21 protein-coding genes are annotated in these 21,233 nt (G+C 40.9%); 3 read left to right on the top strand and 18 right to left on the bottom strand.

Annotated features, from left to right (window positions below):
• Positions 1 to 2: 2 nt before the first annotated feature.
• The 5 genes from EHS13_RS15125 to EHS13_RS15105 form a co-directional block, all read right to left on the bottom strand.
• Complete coding sequence (locus EHS13_RS15125) at positions 3 to 374, bottom strand: VOC family protein (protein ID WP_155701136.1); 372 nt, start codon at positions 372 to 374, stop codon at positions 3 to 5.
• A gap of 138 nt (positions 375 to 512) precedes the next feature.
• On the bottom strand, positions 513 to 884 hold the full coding sequence (locus tag EHS13_RS15120; RefSeq protein ID WP_155701135.1) for a VOC family protein: 372 nt from the start codon (positions 882 to 884) through the stop codon (positions 513 to 515).
• 123 nt (positions 885 to 1,007) lie between these two features.
• Positions 1,008 to 2,018 (bottom strand): phosphotransferase enzyme family protein, encoded by a 1,011-nt coding sequence (locus tag EHS13_RS15115; protein WP_162463126.1) that lies wholly within the window; start codon positions 2,016 to 2,018, stop codon positions 1,008 to 1,010.
• 184 nt (positions 2,019 to 2,202) lie between these two features.
• Entirely contained in the window at positions 2,203 to 2,958 is a 756-nt protein-coding gene (locus EHS13_RS15110) for a Nif3-like dinuclear metal center hexameric protein (protein ID WP_155705374.1), read from the bottom strand.
• 318 nt (positions 2,959 to 3,276) lie between these two features.
• Positions 3,277 to 4,134 carry an AraC family transcriptional regulator gene (locus EHS13_RS15105; RefSeq protein ID WP_227013948.1) on the bottom strand — a complete coding sequence of 286 codons (858 nt, stop codon included), beginning with the start codon at positions 4,132 to 4,134 and terminating at the stop codon, positions 3,277 to 3,279.
• Between the two features lie 111 nt (positions 4,135 to 4,245).
• Between EHS13_RS15105 and EHS13_RS15100 the strand changes: the two genes are divergently transcribed.
• Entirely contained in the window at positions 4,246 to 6,303 is a 2,058-nt protein-coding gene (locus tag EHS13_RS15100) for a beta-galactosidase (protein WP_155701133.1), read from the top strand.
• A gap of 109 nt (positions 6,304 to 6,412) precedes the next feature.
• Here EHS13_RS15100 and EHS13_RS15095 read toward each other — a convergent pair whose 3' ends face one another.
• The 4 genes from EHS13_RS15095 to EHS13_RS15080 form a co-directional block, all read right to left on the bottom strand.
• Complete coding sequence (locus EHS13_RS15095; protein WP_155701132.1) at positions 6,413 to 7,570, bottom strand: DNA-methyltransferase; 1,158 nt, start codon at positions 7,568 to 7,570, stop codon at positions 6,413 to 6,415.
• 67 nt (positions 7,571 to 7,637) lie between these two features.
• Positions 7,638 to 9,413, bottom strand: a complete 1,776-nt coding sequence (locus tag EHS13_RS37360; protein ID WP_155701131.1) for a glycosyltransferase — start codon at positions 9,411 to 9,413, stop codon at positions 7,638 to 7,640.
• A 275-nt stretch (positions 9,414 to 9,688) separates the two neighbouring features.
• A complete protein-coding gene (locus EHS13_RS15085) occupies positions 9,689 to 10,063 on the bottom strand; it encodes a VOC family protein (RefSeq protein WP_155701130.1) in 375 nt (124 codons plus the stop codon).
• A gap of 155 nt (positions 10,064 to 10,218) precedes the next feature.
• The gene (locus EHS13_RS15080; RefSeq protein ID WP_155701129.1) at positions 10,219 to 10,914 is read right to left on the bottom strand and encodes an MOSC domain-containing protein; all 696 of its coding nucleotides are present in this window, start codon (positions 10,912 to 10,914) and stop codon (positions 10,219 to 10,221) included.
• 254 nt (positions 10,915 to 11,168) lie between these two features.
• Here EHS13_RS15080 and EHS13_RS15075 point away from each other — a divergent pair, with 254 nt between their 5' ends.
• Positions 11,169 to 12,530, top strand: a complete 1,362-nt coding sequence (locus EHS13_RS15075) for an epoxide hydrolase family protein (protein ID WP_227013947.1) — start codon at positions 11,169 to 11,171, stop codon at positions 12,528 to 12,530.
• Positions 12,531 to 12,708: 178 nt separating this feature from the next.
• Here the strand turns inward: EHS13_RS15075 and EHS13_RS15070 are convergent, their stop codons facing one another.
• The 7 genes from EHS13_RS15070 to EHS13_RS15045 all read right to left on the bottom strand — a co-directional run bounded on the left by EHS13_RS15070 (position 12,709) and on the right by EHS13_RS15045 (position 17,983).
• Positions 12,709 to 13,065, bottom strand: a complete 357-nt coding sequence (locus EHS13_RS15070) for a hypothetical protein (RefSeq protein WP_155701128.1) — start codon at positions 13,063 to 13,065, stop codon at positions 12,709 to 12,711.
• Between the two features lie 129 nt (positions 13,066 to 13,194).
• Positions 13,195 to 13,551 (bottom strand): hypothetical protein, encoded by a 357-nt coding sequence (locus EHS13_RS15065; protein WP_155701127.1) that lies wholly within the window; start codon positions 13,549 to 13,551, stop codon positions 13,195 to 13,197.
• Between the two features lie 389 nt (positions 13,552 to 13,940).
• Positions 13,941 to 15,380 (bottom strand): MocR-like pyridoxine biosynthesis transcription factor PdxR, encoded by a 1,440-nt coding sequence (gene pdxR, locus EHS13_RS15060; protein WP_155701126.1) that lies wholly within the window; start codon positions 15,378 to 15,380, stop codon positions 13,941 to 13,943.
• Between the two features lie 390 nt (positions 15,381 to 15,770).
• Positions 15,771 to 16,226, bottom strand: a complete 456-nt coding sequence (gene msrB / locus EHS13_RS36245) for a peptide-methionine (R)-S-oxide reductase MsrB (RefSeq protein WP_319633432.1) — start codon at positions 16,224 to 16,226, stop codon at positions 15,771 to 15,773.
• An 80-nt stretch (positions 16,227 to 16,306) separates the two neighbouring features.
• A complete protein-coding gene (msrA, locus tag EHS13_RS36240) occupies positions 16,307 to 16,828 on the bottom strand; it encodes a peptide-methionine (S)-S-oxide reductase MsrA (protein WP_162463124.1) in 522 nt (173 codons plus the stop codon).
• 24 nt (positions 16,829 to 16,852) lie between these two features.
• On the bottom strand, positions 16,853 to 17,194 hold the full coding sequence (locus tag EHS13_RS15050; protein ID WP_155701125.1) for a hypothetical protein: 342 nt from the start codon (positions 17,192 to 17,194) through the stop codon (positions 16,853 to 16,855).
• A gap of 270 nt (positions 17,195 to 17,464) precedes the next feature.
• On the bottom strand, positions 17,465 to 17,983 hold the full coding sequence (locus EHS13_RS15045; protein WP_155701124.1) for a hypothetical protein: 519 nt from the start codon (positions 17,981 to 17,983) through the stop codon (positions 17,465 to 17,467).
• A gap of 294 nt (positions 17,984 to 18,277) precedes the next feature.
• Between EHS13_RS15045 and EHS13_RS15040 the strand changes: the two genes are divergently transcribed.
• Positions 18,278 to 18,859, top strand: a complete 582-nt coding sequence (locus EHS13_RS15040; RefSeq protein ID WP_155701123.1) for a CGNR zinc finger domain-containing protein — start codon at positions 18,278 to 18,280, stop codon at positions 18,857 to 18,859.
• Between the two features lie 124 nt (positions 18,860 to 18,983).
• Here the strand turns inward: EHS13_RS15040 and EHS13_RS15035 are convergent, their stop codons facing one another.
• Together EHS13_RS15035 and EHS13_RS15030 are read right to left on the bottom strand one after the other, a co-directional pair.
• Positions 18,984 to 20,135 carry a Ger(x)C family spore germination protein gene (locus EHS13_RS15035; RefSeq protein WP_155701122.1) on the bottom strand — a complete coding sequence of 384 codons (1,152 nt, stop codon included), beginning with the start codon at positions 20,133 to 20,135 and terminating at the stop codon, positions 18,984 to 18,986.
• On the bottom strand, positions 20,132 to 21,232 hold the full coding sequence (locus EHS13_RS15030; protein ID WP_155701121.1) for a GerAB/ArcD/ProY family transporter: 1,101 nt from the start codon (positions 21,230 to 21,232) through the stop codon (positions 20,132 to 20,134). Before EHS13_RS15030 ends, EHS13_RS15035 begins: the two co-directional genes overlap by 4 nt.
• Position 21,233 lies beyond the last annotated feature (1 nt).

The raw sequence follows: 21,233 nt of genomic DNA, 5'->3' as shown, positions 1-21,233 counted from the left end.
AATTAATTATATTTTAAAACAGAAAACATATTCCCATCTGGATCAATAAACTCAAAAAACCATCCCATTCCTTCGTCATGAATATCAGTAACCGTTACTCCATTGGAACGGAGATGACTATGAAGCACCTCAATTGTCTGCGTTGTAAAACCCACAATGGGCTTTGTTTTCCCCTCATTACTCCAATTAGCTCTTGACGTTCCATCTGAAATATTAAGCGCCAATACAGGGCCTTTTTCTAGCTTCAATATACACATTTCTTCATTTTTAAAGCCAATTTCAAAACCTAAGATTGATTGGTACCATTCCATTGATCTTACTAAATTGGTTACAGGGATATCGTTAAAATGTATTTCCTCTAATAAACTACCCATTTAATTAAGTCACCACCTATATAAAAATAAACTACAAAATACATTGTAATAACGGCTACTCTAGCAGACGTTCTGTAATAATCTCTGATCTGAGTTAACACTATCCTAATTAGTAGAGTTACTCCGTTTAATAAGATGTTACCAATGAGCCTGAAGTTTGTTCCCACTTGGGTCAAAAAAGTGAAAAAAGAAATGTCCATCCTCTTCTTTCATATCATCCACTTCAACTCCACTTTCAATGAGACTTTCACGTAGGCGTTGAATATTAGGACTCGTGAATCCGACTGCAAACTCGAATTCCCCATTTCTAGTGAAGTGACCACGGGAATCACTATCAGCTTTTACTAAAATTAATAAGGGACCAGCGTTTAATTCCACTACTGCCAATTCTTCTGTCATACGCCGTAATTTGAACCCTAAGCATTCTGTATACCAACGTACAGAGTCCTCCAATTCACTTACTGGAATGCGAAAATAATGAATTTCTTCAATTAATGACTGTAACTGCAACTTGGATTTACCCCTTTCAAAAATAGAGTCAATATTTTTATTCACTCACCTACTATTCTACCATAATAATACATTTATTTATGTTACTAGTAATTTTTTTGTGCTTATTATTAACTATTTACTTCAAAGACTTGTGAAATCCAAGTCAATATACGGAATATCATTTATTAAATTATTGATATTAAATGTCAATGCTGCTTTGCTAAAATCATTCCAATTATCAAAGTTACCCATATCAAGACTACGGTATTTAAGACCAATAACGATAGCTTGCCTTAAATTAATAAATAATGGAATCGCTTCTAGTGAACTATGGCTTAAAGTATTTTCCTTGGAGTATCCTTGGTAAAAGTTTGAAAAAAAACGTTTTGCTACTGCCTTTCGAGTATTTTCATCTGGAATAATAAATGGAATTGGAGTTTCATGAAATATCGATGTTGCAATTTCAGAAGCAAACCAACTATACTCGCATTGATCAAAGTCAATGATGCTGGGGTGATCTTCATGATTCAGGTAATTGCCTGGACTAATGTCCCCATGAATAAGCCCAAACGAATCTCTGTCTCTTGACAATGATTGAATTTGACTTATTAATAATTCAAGTTTCTTCTGAAGCAACTCATTAGGAACATAATTTTGAAATTTTGTAAGAGCCGCATTGTCATTCCAATCATACCTTTTTTGAATAGGAGAAAACTGTTTTGATAGCTTATGCATCTTCCCAGTAAACCTGCCAATTCGTTCATAAAAGATATCACTTTCAACGCAAATTTCAGCCCTTCTGCCTGGAGCGAATTCAAAAGCAGTCACTACAAAAGAGTTTTCAGCTTGTTCAATAACTTCAACATATTCACCTTGATTAGAAAGGAGCGCTTTCGAAACAGTCATTCCTGAATCAGCTAGATAAGAAATAAACTCAATCTCAGCAAGTGTCAAATCCTTACTCCTATGTGAGCTATGTGCAATCCTTAATATCACTTCTATTGAATTACGTTTCCCTAAAAACACAAAATTTTGAAAACCGTCAAGTTCTATAGTATCTGCAAAGTTAATGCCAAACCGACCTGCTGCCTCTAAAAAAACTTCTTTTGTAAATTTGTCTTTAATAGATCTTTCGATATGAATCTCCTCCAAATTATGTATATTTCATAACCCTTTCAATCATAATAACCAATTAATAATGACTTGGTTGATAAAAAATGATTATTGTTAAATTATCTTGACAAATAGTATCGCACCCATTGATTCAATCATAGATATAACGTTAATTAGAGCACCTCGTTTTGGTTACATATTTAACTATTTCTTAAAAAAAGAATTATTCAAAATGTTCTTCTATTAATTCTACTATATCCAAATATATAAATTTCTCTTTAAGCTTTTCAGTTAGTGTCTTCACACCAAATATCTCTGTAAACGTATGGCTTCCAACAATTAAATTCATACCCACAAACTTTGCATACTGTATTGTATATAAGATTTTTTCACCTGTTATATATACATCACACCTTGCATCAAGAGCATCTCGAAGATTTTTTGTTGAGTTGCCTGCTCCTGTTATCATACCCACTCTTTTTATAATTTTTTCCGAATTTTTCCATGACTTTATATCCTCATTTAGTACAATTCTTATTTTTTCATTTAACTGTTCAAAAGTAATGGGAACCTTGAATTCTCCAACACCGGGGATACTTCTACCCTCGTGATGATTGGATTGTTGGATGAGTTCATTTATTCCCAGAGCTTTAAACATTGAACTACACGTGCCAAACTCCGCATAATCTAGAGGTAAATGAACGAAGAAATGACTGATTCCATACTCCTTAAGTAAAGTGTGACATTTTTCTTTCATACCAAAAACAAAATCCCATGCATCGTGATGTGTAATGATTAAATCCACCTTATTCTCCTGTGCTTGTATCACGATTTCAGGTGTGATATTTGTAGAATATCCTATTCGGTTAATAACTTTTGGACCATAGTCGTAGAAAGCAAATTCATCCCCTTCTTCAAATTGTGTTAGTAGATTACCAAAAAACATTTCAATCGTTTTTTTAAATTGCGTTGTTTCCACTTTAGCCCTTCCTTCCGTTACCATTTATTAACTATATTCGGTATTTGAGTCTACTACCAAGAAAATATTTTTGCATATCAAATTTCTAAATCACTAGCAATCCAATTCTAGATTAGAGCATTTCATTAAAATTAAATAAAAACGATACATTGGATGATTAATCGTCAAATGTACCGTTTTTTTGTATTGTATTAAATGTTAACTTCACTAACGTTACCACATAGGTGTCACCTCTTTCTTGTATTAGCATAGCATATGAGCCTATTCAATTTGACTTCAAAAACCTTTGATTTAGCTTTAAAAATTATAGCTCAATGTTCATCTCCGTTTATTCCACACCTTGGGTGTCTCTCCGTATGTCCGTTTGAACATTCGGATGAAGTAGCTGGGTTCCATGCCGAGCTGTTGCGCTACTTTTTCGACCGTGATGCCGGATACTTCTTCGAACAATTCCTTCCCCTTCCGCATGCGCAGTTGCAAAATATACCTTTGCGGCGTGACGCCGTAGCTGGCGACGAACAGCCGGTGAAAATGCTGCACCGAATAACCGACAGACCTGGCGACGTTGGACAGAAGAAGCCGTTCTTCGAAATGGTTGTGGATCAGCTTTACGGCGGCATCCAGATTGGTGTTCGGCTGGGCGACTTTGGAGTTGACCTTGTCGAACTTCCTTGCCGGGGCCGCTTCCTCCAACAGAAACAAGAGCATATCGTAAACCCGCTTTGACGTTTCCCAGTAGGCATTTCCCCTGTTTAAGTCGATCAAGTGCCAGAGCGACGACAGTTTATCCCAAAGGGATTCAAATCGCGATATGTCTAACGGGGACATGAGCCTCTCCCCCAACATTTCGAGAAACGCTTCAGAAGCCTTTCCGTTAAAGGCGACGAAGCCAAGCTCCCATTCTTCGCTTTCGTCGAGCGCCGAATACGAGTGACTAACGCCTGCTGGGAGCACGTACGCCATTCCCTGCGTCAACAGCGTTTCGTTTTTTCCTTGTGCTTTAAAAGCGCCGCTTCCCCTTTTACATAGAAACAATTGATGTTCCGAGTAGCCGGTTGGGCGGTCGATCGGCTTCTGATCGTGGCTGCCAACGCAGATAGCGTAGAGCGGTGCGTTGTTCTCTTTGTGCGCGACTTCTGCGAGAAGAAAAGGTAACATTTCAAAATTCAACTCCATGTTAGGATTGTACGACTTTTGGAGAATAATCTTCTACCAGTATAAACGTCCGATCGCCTAAAATGAAGATTGAAGCGAGAATAAGTCGATTATCTAAGGAGATAGAAAAAAATGAACCGCAAATACCCGCCCGTCAGTAACAAACTGCCCGTCCTGATGCACGGAGCCGACTACAATCCGGACCAATGGCTGCATGATCCCTCGATATTAATAGAAGATCTTAGGCTGATGAAGCTAGCCGGATGCAACGTCATGGCCGTCGGTATCTTTTCTTGGGCGGCGCTCGAGCCGTCGGAAGGCCGATTCGAGTTCGAATGGCTAGACAACGTGCTCGATTCGTTCGCGGCTAACAGCGTCTACGCCTGGTTAGCGACGCCGACCGGCGCACGTCCGGCATGGATGTCCGAGAAATATCCTGAAGTGCTTCGCGTCGAACCGAACCGGGTGCGTAACCTGCATGGCATGAGGCATAATCATTGCTACTCGTCTCCAGTTTACCGCGAGAAAACCTCCATTATTAACGGAATGTTGGCCGAAAGGTACGGCAATCATCCAGCGGTCGTCGGATGGCACATTTCCAACGAATATCTCGGCGAATGCCATTGCGACCTTTGCCAAGAGTCGTTCAGACATTGGCTCCGCGACAAATACGAAACGCTTGAAGCGCTTAATTTCTCTTGGTGGACTTCATTCTGGGCCCACAAGTATTCGACTTGGGAGCAAGTCGTCTCGCCAGCACCTCACGGCGAATCTGGCGTGCATGGACATAATCTCGATTGGCGTAGATTCGTATCGGACCGGACCGCGGACTTCTGTCGTTTCGAAGTCGCGACCGTTCGCTCCACGAACCCGGAGCTACCGCTCACAACGAACATGCATATGATCGAAAGCCTCGATTACCGCAAGCTGGCCGAAGAGATCGACGTCGTCTCTTGGGACGCGTACCCAACTTGGCATGACAAGAAAGACGATATCGGGATCGGTTACTATTTCGCCTTTTACCATGACTTGTTCCGCTCGCTCAAGCGCAAGCCGTTCTTGCTCATGGAGAGTACGCCCAGCGCGACGAACTGGCAATCGGTCAGCAAACTGAAGCGTCCGGGCATGCACAAGCTTTCGTCGCTTCAAGCCGTCGCGCATGGTGCCGACTCAGTCCAATATTTCCAATGGCGCAAAAGTCGCGGTTCCAGCGAGAAATTCCACGGCGCCGTCGTCGACCACGTCGGGCACGAGAACACGCGCGTCTTCCGTGACGTGGCCGACTTGGGACGAACGCTATCCAGCCTATCGGAAGTCGTCGGCGCCACGACGCCTTCGGAGACGGCGATCCTCTTTGATTGGGATAACCGCTGGGCGGTGAAAGACGCTCAAGGTCCGCGCAATTCTGGCATCCACTATGAGGAAACAGTCATTGCTCACTATCGGGCATTCTGGGAGCAAGGCATTCCGGTTGACATCGTCGGCTCGCAAGAGGCCCTTTCCTCGTATAAGTTGATCATTGCACCGATGCTGTATTTGTGCCGCGAAGAAACGGGACAGAAATTGGAATCGTTCGTAGAAAACGGCGGCACGCTCGTGACGACTTACTGGTCCGGCGTCGTCGACGAACGCGATCTTTGCCACTTAGGCGGATTTCCGGGTCCGCTGCGGAAGACGCTCGGCATATGGGCGGAGGAAATCGACGCTCTGCATGACCATGAAGTAAACGGCGTTGTCTTGCCGGATGGTAATGCTCTCGGATTTGCCGGCATCTTCGAGTCCCGCGAGTTATGCGAGATTATCCATCTAGAAACGGCGGAAGCGCTCGGTTATTACGTGGACGACTTCTACGCGGGACAACCCGCTCTGACTGTCAACAAACTGGGTCGAGGACGGGCCTATCATATGGCGACCCGTCTGGATAACGAATTTCTCTCAGCATTCTATAGGCAAATCGTTGTGGAGGCAGACATCTCGCGCGCGCTCGACACTGAATTGCCTGAAGGAATTACAGCGCAAGTGCGGACGGACGGGAGTTCTGATTACGTGTTCCTCATGAACTTCGGCGGCAAGCCCTGCAGCGTGGAGTTGGACGAACGGACATACATCGATATGGAGACCGGCGAACCGACGGGCAAGCATCTCGAGTTGCCTGTTTATGGGGTGCGGGTGTTAAAACGAGCAAATTGAAACCTAACCGTAACATCGCTTTCATGATCTAAATAAGAACAACCCGCTCCCTTAATTAAAAAAGAGGGGCGGGTTGAATTTATGTTATTAAGGAAATGAGATTGATTAGTCATGGACTACTCTCTACTCTCAATTCTAATGGGCTCCCGTTCTGTATCTCATATCCCGAGCTTTTCATTAACTTGTATGGGTGCCCAAAAATATCATGAGCAAGTCTGTGATTCCCATTATCCTCTATCCGAATTATCCAATCATCGCCAATTTTTTTAATAATATAATCAATTTTCTTGCATATATTAGTCCAATCAAAAATATACTCTTCGTCCTTTTTTTCAACATGTTGAATGTTATGTAAAATCCATTCAAAAGGGTTACTTACAATAAGCTTGATCTCTCCGTCAATTTCAACAATTTTCGGTTTTTCAATCTCAGTTGTCATTGTTGTTGAAATACCGTTTTTATCAATAACCGGAACTTTAATTACCGCTATATCATCTGTTTCTAAAAAAATCACTTCAACTTCTACACCAGCATTACTTAACCTGGACTTTGTTAAAGATACTGCCTGTAAATTTATATCACTTGCAACCCAGTTCAAACCTAGTTTTTCCGCAACAACAACCGTAGTTCCGCTGCCACAATAAAAATCCCCTATTAAATCGCCTTTGTTTGCAGTCATTTCGAGAATTCTGCGGATTAATTTTTCGGGTTTTTGTGAGGGGTAATTCGTATTTTCCAAAAACAATTCTTCATACATGCCTACATCATCCCAAACAGTATGGTTAATATTTATCTTTTTCTTAACTTCAGTGAAAGTATTTCTATAAAATAATATGGCCTCGTGATTGTGGTGATTATATTCCGTATGATCCAAACTGCTTGATTCGTTTGCAAATTTCCAAATATACTCATTAAGGAAATTCTTTCTCCCAAATGCTTCATCTAATGCGATCTTAATTGCATGAACTTCTTTATTGCTATTCTGAACTACAAGAACACCATCTTCTCGCAATAATTTTTTGGCAAGCAAGAATCTTTTCTTATACTCATCTACATATAAGCTAGGATTTAAATACTGATTCATTGTTTCCAACTCATTTGTTGATTGAATAAGATTTACACCCAGTTCAGGTGTTTCAATTGCAAAAATCCTGCCGGAATTGAAGGGTCCATCGAAATAAATTAATTTAAACTTGTTCTCATAACCATTTTCAATCAAATCAGTCATTATAGTCAGGTTTTCACCACAAAATAATAATTTGTCCATTTAACCACCTATTAATTTCTATTATTTATTTTTATATGTTACGCAAATATAAATAAGATAACAAGCTTTAAAATATTGAATATCTGGAAACGATCGGCTCACCGTCCCAAATAATCTTACTTTCGGCAAAGCGCTTCTGAACCCTTTCCTCTTCCAGAAGTGTGAAGAAGTTTTTCGTTGGCAACTCGCCTAAGTTATGCTTCTTCGAAAGCTTATCTAGAAATGGTCGCATACTGTCTGTGTTTGCTGACAGATTTGTCCCTGCTTGACTCGAGAAAGCATATAGTACGGAAGCAATCGGAACTCGGTTCACCTTAAAGATAGCGGAAACTCTCAGGAAAAAGTCCCAATCCCAGTAATGATATACTTCTTCGTCGAAGTACCCTATTTCTTCATGTATGGACTTGTGGTACATGCACCCTGATGGTATAAACGTAGAAAACTCCCTCATCGCCTCAAGATCCATCAAATAGGCAAACAATTGCCTTCTTTCCGGAGTACGCCCGTTCGTATGTTCGATAAATTCCACAATTTCAGCGTCACTGTAAACAAGTTGATAATCCTTCATGGCTTCGAGCATGCTCTCAGTGTGCGTAGGCAACAGGATATCATCATCATCACAAAGCAGAATAAATTTTCCGTTTGCAGAAGCAACACCATTGTTTCGTGCACGTGGATGCTTCATGTTTTCTTGATTAATAACCTTTATATCAAGCTCAGGATATAAATCTACCACCCATTCTACACTCGTTCCTCCATCGTTCACAATAATACATTCTATATCTTTATACGTTTGCCGATGAAGTCCTTCCAGCATTTCGCTTAAAATTTCAGGTCGATTAAATGTTGGGGTAATGACAGAAACCAGCGGATGAATCCAATGCGATGAACACTGAAAAATAACATTTAAAGTCTCATCTCGCTGGGATCTTAGGTTTTTCTCATCGAAACGCCCATTAATTATATCCTGCTCAACCAGTGTTAGAATCCACAGGGAATAATAAATGGCATAACGCATATATCCTTCAATAAAGTCGTCTTTCGGAAGATTTTCAAATGTTGGTTGTTTCTGTCTCTCTTCCAGGTATGCATTCAGCGCTTCCTTCCTCACTTGTCGTGTTTGAGCTGGACGCCGATAACGCGGGCTGGTAATATCCAACAGGTTGTACAAATCCCAATATACAGAATTGATTTGTACATACTCCCAATCGATGATCACCAACTCTTCCCCACGAAGAGCTAAATTAAGCGGATAATAATCACCATGGGATAAAACATTTACTGTAAAAAGCGTACCCTCCTCTTCTAAAACTAACTGTTTTAACATCTCTATCCGTTGAGCCGAGTATCCTGCATCTATTAATATTGATTCCCATGTTTTCGTACTTATTTTAATCTGTTCAAGAACTTCTCCAATGAGAGGTGAATGACCACCGTAAGGAAGCGAAATTTCAGCAGCAGATATTTGATGCCACTCTGCAGCTGCCCGTGTTCCGTTCATTATAAGTTCGTTATTTAATGTATGATTTAGAACACCCAAATCCTCTAAGATAATCCAATAACAATCAGGATCATTGGATTCAGAGTAGGCAATTATACGAGGCGTACGTACAGTCAGATTAGGCAAAAGAAAATCCTCAACAACTTGCTCCATGCGACTCTTTTTCAAATTAGTTGATGGTTTAAAAATAAATTGTTCAGTCCCATCTGTATTACTGTTAAAAGTCCATCTTTCTATAAATTTCCCATTATTCCCTTGATAAATATACTCTCTTTCAAATGGAACGTTTAGTAGTGGTTTACCTTCACTGTCTATCCAGCTATGCCAAGCTTTTGTTTTCAAGACAATGATCACCTCCTATATATATTTGTACAGTTTTTCGCTGCAGTATTAGCGAATATAGATTAGTTTATCAACATTTAGAATTCTTCAGCCATACTCGCTTACCCTATTTAATTGTACACCAATTTTCGACTGTACTCTATCAACTTGGTAATAGCCCCACTATGCTGAAATAGAAAAGGAGCTGCATCATAGCAAGCTCCTCCGCTCTCGTTACCCGTTTGTTGAGAAAGATACCTCGATTTATTCATATGAAGTAATCAGTCTCAGTTGATTTATTGACCGAATCCAATCGTGTATCCTGCCGGGTCCTTGATAGCAAATTCTCTCATATTCCATTCATTAGTAATAATTTCATAAAGGAACACTGCGTCTTTAGACTTGAACTCTACGAACAAATCATCAATTGATGAAACCATATAGAATGCATCAATAGCATCGTTTCCATATGTCGGATTATTCGGTGTTGCAGGTATCGATTGTTTCTCGTGCACGATGAATCCAATCCTATCCCATTCGACAAATCCCATGTCGTAGTCGCACCAGAAACCTAGCCGTTTGTAGTAGTCTAGCACGCATTTACGATCAGGGACATAAAAAATCGGTGAACCACCGCGGAATGTAACCGGACCTTTAACAACATTTTCCATAAATAATAATCAGCCTCCTAGTTAGATTAATTTCCTTTCTCATAATTGAACCTTAAAACTTCAAATTCGATCACATTTTATAATTCGCCGCTTCTTGAAAGATTCCTTTTTTTAGAAAACCGATCTATTTTTTCCTGTATTTGCTTATGCTTTTATTATTTCTCGGTCTGCTTTCTACCTATTAAGCGCTCGCTATTGTCACTCTTTATCCCTAAACCTCGTTTTTCAAGCGTGCTCCTCCAACTCGCAGACAATTCTAGCACACTCAATAACATCTCTCTATCGTCGATAAGATTCTTGTCATGATGCATGACCCGATTCGCAAATTCAACCGTTATAGCTTGTGGATGCTTGAGTAATCGGATCAGTTTGTCATTGAAATTGACCGTTCCCCGCTGAAGCACTCGGAAATAAAAACCCGTAAATCCTGTTTCCTGAACTTTCAAAGGCATCTTGGGAGATTGATAAAGAGCTGCCAATTTGAAACACGGCTGCCTAGGTTGACTGATCTGTACAATGGCATTGCCGAGCTGAAAGATATCTCCGATGCAAACTTCTGGTTCCAATAGGCCGCTAATGGTCAGATTTTCTCCAAACGCCCCGAAGGGTAACGGTCTCCCAAGTTCTTGTTCCCAGAATGAATAGTGCTCATAGCCATAAACACAAACAGCCTTATCTTTTCCTCCGTGATGCTTCAGATCAGCTTGTCCATCTCCTTCAAAATGCTCCCAGTACAATTCCAAACGCTCATAGACGGGGATTTTGATAATGCCGGTTGCCACGTCTTTTTGGTTATATTGCATGATAGTCGGCATTCCGACATTGAGCGAAATCAATTGTCCGTGTTTCATTGGACTCTCCTCCTTATCGATGCGGAATTAAGCTGTACAAAACCTATTTGGTTTGCTGATCGTCAAATTCTTAGTCTTGTTACTATAACAATGAATGAAAAGCGGGTACATATCCAAAATATCAATTTACTTTCAATCCATAAGGTGAAAACCTTTTATTAAGAAAATAGAATAAGAACTGCACTTAAGATGGAACCTAACGGAAGGAATCAAGAATATCACTAAAAAACTTTACGAATGGAGCGTAACTACTTATGAGCAGCAGATACTGGTCTCGTTTGGCAATGATTTTGTCCCTGTCCCTAGGATTGACCGCTTGTGGCACTAATGCCAATGTTATTGGCGGACATCCGAAAAAAAACTCTCAAGAAAATCAACAAGTGAAACAGCAAGTAAATCCCCAAAAATCCAATATTTATCAAATGGAGAATAAAGACCAACCTACAGACAAGAAAGCCATTCGTCCGTTTCATGTGAATATTCCAGAAGCAGAACTCACTGAATTACGTAATCGCATCAAAGCGACGAGATGGCCTGAGAAGGAACCGGTGTCGGACCAATCGCATGGCGTACAGCTTGCAACGATCCAGAGTCTCGCCAAATATTGGGCAAACGATTACGACTGGCGGAAGATCGAATCGAAGCTAAATTCCTTGCCGCAGTTTATCACTGAGATCGATGGTTTGGACATTCATTTCATTCACGTTCGTTCGAAGCATAAGAATGCTTTGCCGATCATCGTCACGCACGGATGGCCAGGGTCAATCATTGAACAATTGAAAATTATCGATCCGCTTGTGAACCCTACGGCACATGGCGGTAAGGAATCGGACGCGTTCGATGTGGTGATTCCTTCGATTCCAGGCTACGGCTTCTCGGAAAGAGAGAGCACGGTCGGCTGGGGTCCCGACCACATTGCACGTGCCTGGGATGTGCTGATGAAGCGCCTTGGCTATAAAAAGTATGTTGCGCAAGGTGGCGACTGGGGTGCTATTATTACTGATTTGATGGGAGTTCAGGCGCCTAAAGGACTGCTCGGCATTCACACAAACATGCCTGGCGCGATTCCGACTGCCGTTGATGCGGCTATATGGTCCGGCGCCCCGATGCCGCCCGGTCTCTCAGCCGAAGAGAAGAAAGCGTTCAACCAAGTTCGCGAGAATAAATTTGGCTACTCCTACATTATGAAAACGCGTCCGCAAAGTCTGACCGGACTGGTGGATTCGCCTATAGGTTTGGCATCTATTTTGATTGACCACGACTGGAAGAGTTATGCCCTGATCTCGAGAGTTTTTGCCGGACAAAAAGAAGGCCTTACTCGCGACGATATACTCGACAACATCACGTTATTCTGGCTGACGAAAACAGGGGTTTCCTCTTCTCGTCTCTACTTGGAGAACAAGTACCCATTCTTCGCCGTCAAAGGCGTCAAAATCCCGGTTGCCGTGAGCGTCTTTCCTGACGAGCTCTATGAAGCGCCGAAGAGCTGGGCAATGAAGGCATATCCGAAGCTCATTCACTACAACAAACTTTCTAAAGGCGGTCACTTCGCGGCGTGGGAGCAGCCAACGCTTCTCACTACAGAAATACGCACGGCATTCAAGAAGCTACGCTAATCAAAGGGTCTAAGTTAGTCTAATTAAAAACAGCGGCAGTCTAAGACTTTATGTTTCAAGTCTTAGATCGCCGCAGTTTCTTTGAGAGTCTGCCAAAACGTTAACAATATAGAAAGAAAAGAAAACAGACTGGTTATGTTGCTTCCACTCGGCTTTTCGAAATTTATAAAATTTTGTTTTAGTTCGCTAATGACTCTTGTGTGATTTTTCTACAATTAAAAAACTCACGGCAGACCATTAAATGCTCGGTCAAGGTAACTGAATCATTTTTGCTACTGATCTCATCTAACTTTTTGACCAGTGCATTTGCCTCATCAAACATGATGACTCGGCCTACTGATGTAATCGAATACTCCATCAAATAGTAACCGCCGTTACCGTTTTCTTTTGTCGTATTCAAGAGCAAGGTTACGTCCGGTGTTGAATCGTCTTCATCTTCATATGAATAAATATGGATTGCCCACGTTTCGGAGCAATAACAATCATCATGCTTGTACTTGTACTTGTTCAGTTCAAACCAGCCAATTTTCATCATTGCAAGCACCTCCTTTTGCCTATTTTTAGTGATCCACTTTACACCATCTTCACTATCCATATCAACTTGGTCGGTGCCACCACCAAATTTCCACCATTCAATTTCTGAATACCATTCCGTGTCTGTGTTTTAGTTCGCCATTGACTCCTGTAAGATTTTTCCACAATTAAAATACTCACGGCAGACCATCAAATGCTCAGTCAAGCTAACTGAATCATTTTTGCTACTGATCTCATCTAACTTTTTGACCAGTGCAGTTGCCTCATCAAACATGATGGCTCGTCCTACAAATGTAATCGAATACTCCATCAAGTAGTAGCCACCGTTGCCGCTTTCTTTTGGCGAATTCAAAATCAAGGTCACATCTGGGGTTGAATCGTCTTCATCTTCATACGAATAAATATGGATTGCCCACGTTTCGGAGCAATAACAATCATCATGCTTGTACTTGTACTTGTTCAGTTCAAACCAGCCATTTTTCATCATTGCAGCACTTCCTTTTGCCTTTTTTTAGTGATCCATTTTAATCTTCATCCTCTTCACTATCCATATCAACTTAATCGATTCCACTACCAAATTTCCAGCAGTGACGTAGTCCTGAAGCTATATGGTCTAGCTTTTACCTCGCTGACGATGAGCTTACAATGCTATTACTAAAATCGTCAACAGGTAAGAACTGGAGGGGGCCAGTTGAAATCGTGAAAAAAAAACAATTCGTACAAGAAGCGAGATTAAATCAATGGAGGATACAAATTTCTAATTATGGATTGCAACGATAGAGACAATTTGGATATGTACTCACATACCATTCGTTGTTATAGTTTTGAGACACCGTCATACTCAGGAAAAATAGGAATCGAATCGACAAAGGGTAACTATGACCGTAATAATACATCGGCAAGATGAGTTATACCCTCATCAATCAACCTTTCTTCAACTTTTGCAAATCCCAGTACCCAGCCCCTTCGATTGCTTTCCAAACAGTAGGGACTCAGCGGAAAAACGCGAACTCCTCTTTGCAGCAACTCCGATGTGACTTTTCTATCATCAAACAACGGTTCGGCTTCTAGCAGCATATGCGATCCTGTTTCGTTGTTGCTTAATTTGAAACGATTTGCTAAACCACTGGCTATTATTGCTTTTGTCATAGTTTCATACCTTCGTCTATACACATTCCGTACTCTTCGCATATGCCGCATAAAACAACCTTGTTCAATGAAACGAGTAAGCGTTACCGACTCCATAATCGGAAGCTGCAGATATGTTAACACTTTTACGCGAGCGATCTGAGCGATAGCTTCAACAGATCCAACGAGCACTGAAATACGTAGGGCAGGTGCAATCATTTTTGAAAAACTCATCATATATAAAGTGTTATTAGGCGCGTGACTAAACAGTGTCGGGAGAGGTTCTCCGTGATAACGATACTCGCTGTCATAATCGTCCTCTATGATCCAACTCCGATTCTTCGTAGCCATATGCAGCAACTGCTGCCTTCGCGGCCCAGACATCACTACACCGATCCCGCACTGGTGGGACGGAGTTACAAAAGTCAGTCTGGATTCCGGGGGAATACGATCAACGACGAGACCAAACTCGTCGACAGGTATGGGGATGACCTGCATGTGGCGATATTTCATTACCATCCAGGAAGCCGGAAATCCCGGATCTTCGATTGTGACCGTATCCCCTTCATTTAGCAGAGCTTGCGCGATCAAGTCAACACCTTGATGTGCTCCAGAAGTCAACAAAATTTGGTCTGTCTGAACATGAATACCTCGTTCAAGCGACAAATAACGCTTTATTTGCTCGCGCAATGGTAAATACCCGTAAGAATCGCCGTATGCCGTATCACATGGGTTCATGGAGGAAGAAGCATGAAGGTATGATTGCCGCCAGGTTTTCTGGAATAATTGATCTAGATAAGGCTCATGAGGGTTAAAATCAATTTTTACTTCACTGGCTTCTTCACCTTTGAGCCAACCCTGCAATTGGTCGACAGAAGAATTTAAATGCGGGAGTAGAGGAAGCTTGGGACCTTCGGGCACCAATTTATCTGAAGTTACTGTTACGATATTCCAAGAAGAGCTTACCCGCGTACCTCCTCGCCTTGAAGTAACGATGTACCCTCGTGCGAGCAATTCTTCATATACGAGCTGTATCGTTGAGCGAGAGACGCCTAACTGCAGCGCTAACTCACGCGACGGAATCAATTGCTCACCCGGAGGCCAATTCCCCTTTGAAATATTGCCAATGGCTTGGTCCAGCAATTGCTGCCATATCGGTTTTGTATCACTGCGGTTTACTGTCAACATATAATACACCTGCATTTCTGGTTTGGTATTAGAGTTATGGACTGCAAGTGAATTAACAATTTGTTATGTATCCGCATTCCAGTCACGGAGCTTTGTTCCTTATTCTTCGCTTTCGATAATTTTCCTATTCAGTGCACTGGAAACATGGAAAATATCACTCAATATCAAATCCAGATTGCCTAGTGGTTAACTACGACGAAAACCGAAACCGTTCCAAATGTTTTTATGACGATAAAGATCCAGCAATCTAATGGGGTCCGGCAGTTCCGCGCACGCCAAAAAGCCGCCAAAATCAGCGGCTCATAGCTTCTACTAAAATATATTTCTATTCAACATTATTCTTTCGAAGCCACACATATACATCTCGAAGATGGCGATAGAAAAGATTTATTATTCTTCTCTGAATTGCACGGAATAAACGCCATATCCTCTTTTTTCAAGATCCGCTTTCGGAATGAATTCCATGGCTGCAGAGTTCACACAGAATCGCATTCCTGTTGGTTCAGGTCCATCTTTGAACACGTCGCCAAGGAAGGAATCCGCATTCTGGCTTCTGACCTCGGTCCCAAAAAATTTGCGTTTAATCACAACATGGTTTGAATCCAATGGCTGTGTAAAACTAGGCCAGCCTGTACGCGCATCGTATTTGTCTTTCGAGCTAAACAACGGTTCGCCTGAAACGATATCTACATAAATACCCTCAGCTTCGTTATCCCAGTATTCGTTGCCAAACGGCTGCTCGTCCACACCATGCTGAGTTACGTCGTACTGGAGTTTAGTCAGCGTCTTCAATTTTTCTTTTTTGTTAAAATCACCATTAAAGCCTTGTATTGAGTTGTTTTTCATCATTCAATCACTCCCTCAAATGTTGTGTTCAAAATTAAACCCGCGGCCGGAGTTGAACTCGCTCACTTTGTACCTTTTAGCTAAACGGGTTTTTTCGTAAAAGTCCTGATGTTCTTCCTCGGCTTTGTAAAAAATGTTGTTGCAGCAGCGATCTTCATTACAACCGGTTTTTGGAACCGTTTGGATGAATCCAATTCCTTTCTGGATGCTTCAGCCAGCTCTTTTTGTTTAAGGCTAGTGTAAAATATGGCGGAATGACCGTCCGCATTCGTAGGATCAACTTTTCTCCAGAAAATTTGGAGCAACTCGTCATACGTAATCAGACTCGGGTTATAATGAACTTCGACCCCCTCCAGATGGTCCGATGTATTAGAAACGACTTTTTTGTAGGTCGGATTTATATCATGTCCCCCCGTATAGCCGGTGTACACACTCGAGACGCCATCTAGCTTCTGAAAAGTGTCTTCCATGTGCCAGAAGCAGCCGCCAGCAAAAATAGCGATATCGGAAGGCGTATTCGAGGATTCATTAACCGTCGTCAAAACCTCTTGCAATTGATTAATGTGCTTATCAAATACGCGAAATACGAACTCATCTCTCATTCTATATCCTCCAATATATTTATTTTAATGCACCGTCAAGCTTGATTGATCACAGACGTCAAATCCATTCAATTCAAGAAGTTTTCTTATTGCAGGTTCTACATTTAATAAATTTGCCAAATGAACGTCGAAAAGCATTGTACCATCTGATCGTTTATCAATGATAACGTAGGTGGCGTTCCAGACAATAAAGACACCTTTCACATCCAGTTCCTGTACAACCCCATCAGAAACAAGGTTCTCGCGATCAGTAAGGAAAAACATATTCATTTTGGGATCCATTTCTTGAACTGAGCTTAAAACCTCATGTCCAATTTCCTCATTTAACTTAAACGTCAACAGATGATTCTCGATACTGTTAATCATTTCCATCACCCCCTTGGTTAAATCTATCCTTTCTCAAACTAATTTTTTGTCCCTATCCGATTAACATAAGTAACTATCTATTTTAATTATACTGGTTACATAAATTAATATAACATGAACCAACACGAAACTCAAGTAACTATCTAATAAACTTTTAGAAGTTACATGACGATAATGCCCGATATTCAACAAACCCAAAAAGGAGCTGCCTCACGGCAAGCTCCTTCACTATAGGTACGGTTAAATCAATATACTTCATTAATTCATTCTCTAAGGTATAAATTGCTGTATGATTTTAGTGATCCGACCATTATTCATAGTAGCAACATATGGATAGTCTTTAAGGGATGTATTGTTGGAGTCATGAAACAAAGATAATAATTTACCAATAGAAATTTGCTCGTTCCATATAATTTCTTTGTCCCCAATACTACCCGAATGATTAAAATATTGCATAAATACTCCAGCGTCTTGCATGACTTCAAAAGTGCGTAGTTTTTTGTCGTCATTTATAATATAGTATCCATCAGGGGCTCCGGTTAAACCCGAATCCTTTTCACGCTCATTAAATATGATATTGGCGGCGTCTCCTTCATACCATTGTATATAATCCACTGTGATATAAATTTTCCCATTCTTTTGAAATAGGCTATCTATATAAAGTGGATGATTATTTGCGTTTATTGGTATGGGATGATAGCTGCTTTCCTTAGCATTTGCAATAGGCCTATAAAACTGGACAGTACCAATCACTATTAATAGGGATAAGATTGCAATAATTTTTTTCATAAGTCATTAGTCTCCTTTTAGTTAATAAATAAAGTAATTTTACGATCTCTCACCAAAAATGTAACTATCTAAAATTATTTTATTGGTTACATTAAGAACTGTATCATGAATTTTCGATAATTTCAAGTAACTACCTAAAATTTATTTAAAAGTTACAAATTGGTCTTTCCATATGAACCTAAGAAAGCGTTTAGGCATGTACGATAAAGTTATTACAGTTGTTGTAACTATCTATTTTTGTTTTTGAGTGTTACAATATATACATTCACATGAACATAAGGAGGTCGCGAAAAGATGTTATGGGAGAATTTACTTAAAAGCGATTATCACGACTGGAGAGGCAGCGGTCATTCCGAAGACCTTCTAGACAAACCGGGGTGGTTGGAACAATGGTTGGCCATTCACAATCTCCCCTATCCGGGAACGCCATCGGCGGAAGAATTGGATGATCTGAAACGGTTGAGGGAGCACATGCTTCGTATCGTCCAAAAGCTGACGGTGCGCGAGTCCGCGGACCCTGCCGATATCCATGAGTTAAACCGTGCGCTGTCTAGTGGACCGATAATTCTGCACATCGCGGAATCAGATTCGGATTATCGCTTGGAATCCACTCCTTTACGAGCAGGCTGGCCCCGCATTGTAGCGGAGGTTGCCGCTTCCTTCGGCCGCTTACTTGCGGAGAGCGATCCTTCTCGCTTGCGCATTTGCGGTAATCCGGATTGTTTGGTGGTTTACTACGACGAAACCCGTAACCATTCCAAGCGGTTCTGCGATGATAAAGCTTGCGGTAACCTAATGAAAGTCCGGCGGTTCCGCGCACGCCAAAAAGCCGCCAAAACCGACGGCTCACAGATACACAGCACATCCGAAACTTGATTCCACAAATACAGCTCGATTGGCCATTTGCCTCTAGATAATTTAATACATATTTAAGGCTGCCGCGAAAATCGAACGGCAGCCTTATTAAGCTAACTGGATCTACCGCAACATCACAAATCGATTATTGCTCGCTTAAAGGAATAACTTTAGTTCCTGAATTAAGTATTTTTATTTTTACGTTAACATGAATAGGAACCTCTGGAAAAACCTCACGCCATTTGGGCTTAAATTTAACTTTCCATTCTTTGCGATGCTGTTGATAAAATTTGAGACCTATTCCCAAAAAGTCGGACTTAACCTCTTTTTGGGCTTTTGCTATTGCGGCTTCAAGTTCTTTTTTTACATTACCTTCCAGATCTTTTTCACATGCGCGGAGAATTTCCTGTGTTATGGCTCCGGTATTACCGCCAAATTGGAGCATCGTAGCATTAACACTCGTCGTAATGAATACATCGGGTGCTTCATCTCCCATCTTAATTTTTATGTTCGATTTACCATCCTTAAGTCTGAATACAGCGGATACAGAAGCTCCAATATCAGGCACCGATATGGATACAGATGATATTTCTTGTATTTTTTTATTTGTAATTCGTCCCAATCCTTTGCTTTCGTTCCCATCAAGCATGCCTACCAGCTTGTAACCTTTAAAAACAACCATGTCCGACACCATAAGCTTTCCTTCTCTATTTATTTTTATTAATGGGGCGATAGGCTCCACACCTTCTGTCAATAGCAATTTATTAAATTCTCTTAACCTAACTGGAATAGAAGCGCCTATTCGATTTGTAACCTTAAAAAATTCCAATAACGATTCCCCGACTAACAGCCCTGTTTTCCCGAGCGGCATATTCAATATCTTTTCCGCATTCTCCTTTGTTATGACCAAAAATACGGAGTCTCGTATACTTGGAGTAATAAATAAATAATCCATGATATTTTTCAATTGTTGCTTTGCCGCATCTTCGCTGAGAATGATTGCTGAGGTATATCCTAAGAACAATTCTTCCGGTACGAGGGTTTGCAGGTTAGCGAGGGCTTCCGGCACTGTTTTCCCTGTTCCTTGGACCACATCCTTGGACTTTTTTCCTTCTTTACCTTGTTTTTGGGTTCTTATGATCTCGCATGACAAAAGAAATTCCCCCTTTTTATCAAGATCGATACCGATTGCACTCACTAATGCCATGCTTTCAAACTCGATGTAATCCCAGCATCCGGTAAATGCAGTAAGAATGACAATACTTAGAAAGAGCCGTATATATTTCGAAAATTTCATGGTTTCCTTGATACCGCCTTTTTACCTTTTGCTAACATAAGGATGGAAACTGTACACAGAGTAACGATGTAGAATGGATATATACAATATTGAATGATCGTTATGTAATAGTAGAATGCTTGATTAAATGAGCGTATTTTCAAAGTTATTAGGAATGTTGCCATAGTAATGAGGATGAGAAGAACCTTGGAACTTCTTTTTATAATGAATTCTGAAGCTACCCAGCTGCTGTAGAAATTTCCGGATAGCTTCAATACGGTGACGATAACATAAGTAATTAATAAAAAAATTTCTACTCCTTGAATGAATTTTCCAAATGTTATAGAAAAAGCTATATTTACACCTGCAAACGAAACTCTGGAAGCCTCTTCTGGAGAAATAACGGCTAAGAATAAAAAAATTGCCGCTCCTGGCATTAATACAACAGATATCAGTAACCCTACAGTAAATGAAAAAAATTGCTTCTTAGGTTGATGCAAAGATTCAACCATTATGAACATGAATAAAATAACTTCAGAATGCCCTCCTCCTGCCAATAATACAGCCTTGAGAAAGGATGGAACGTCGCTGTCTAACATAGGTAAGATATTTGAAGAATCGAACTGGGTAATTAAACCCATCACAAGGGTAAACAATATGCCGAGCAAAACAATCACCAAAGTTGCGCTTAACCTAGCTAGAATTTCAATACCACTGCCTGCGATTAAAAATGACAGTAATATCATGAGAAACATTGTTGCCCACATCGGTGTTTGATTCAAAACAAGGGTCTTCACTAGCCCTCCGCACAACGTTAACAGCAAAGCCGATAGGACAATGTTTAATCCAACATAAGCTATACTGAAAATCTTACTAATCCATTTTCCGGCAAACATCTCAAGAATATGGAATATGTTTTTTCCTGGATATTTCTTTGCAACGCTCAATACCCATAGGGCAAAGGCGATATTGATAAACCCACTTACGAATTCCGCAATCCATGCACTTCTCCCTGCCAAACTGATAACGTAGGAATGATAAAAAACAACTCCGCCATAAGCGCTTGCGAAGGTAAGGTATATGGCCTGCAGACTCGAAATCTTTTGTTTTTGCAGCATG

Source organism: Paenibacillus psychroresistens (genome assembly GCF_009728935.1).
Classification (GTDB): domain Bacteria; phylum Bacillota; class Bacilli; order Paenibacillales; family NBRC-103111; genus Paenibacillus_AC; species Paenibacillus_AC psychroresistens.
This window is presented reverse-complemented; position numbering and strand designations above follow the sequence as displayed.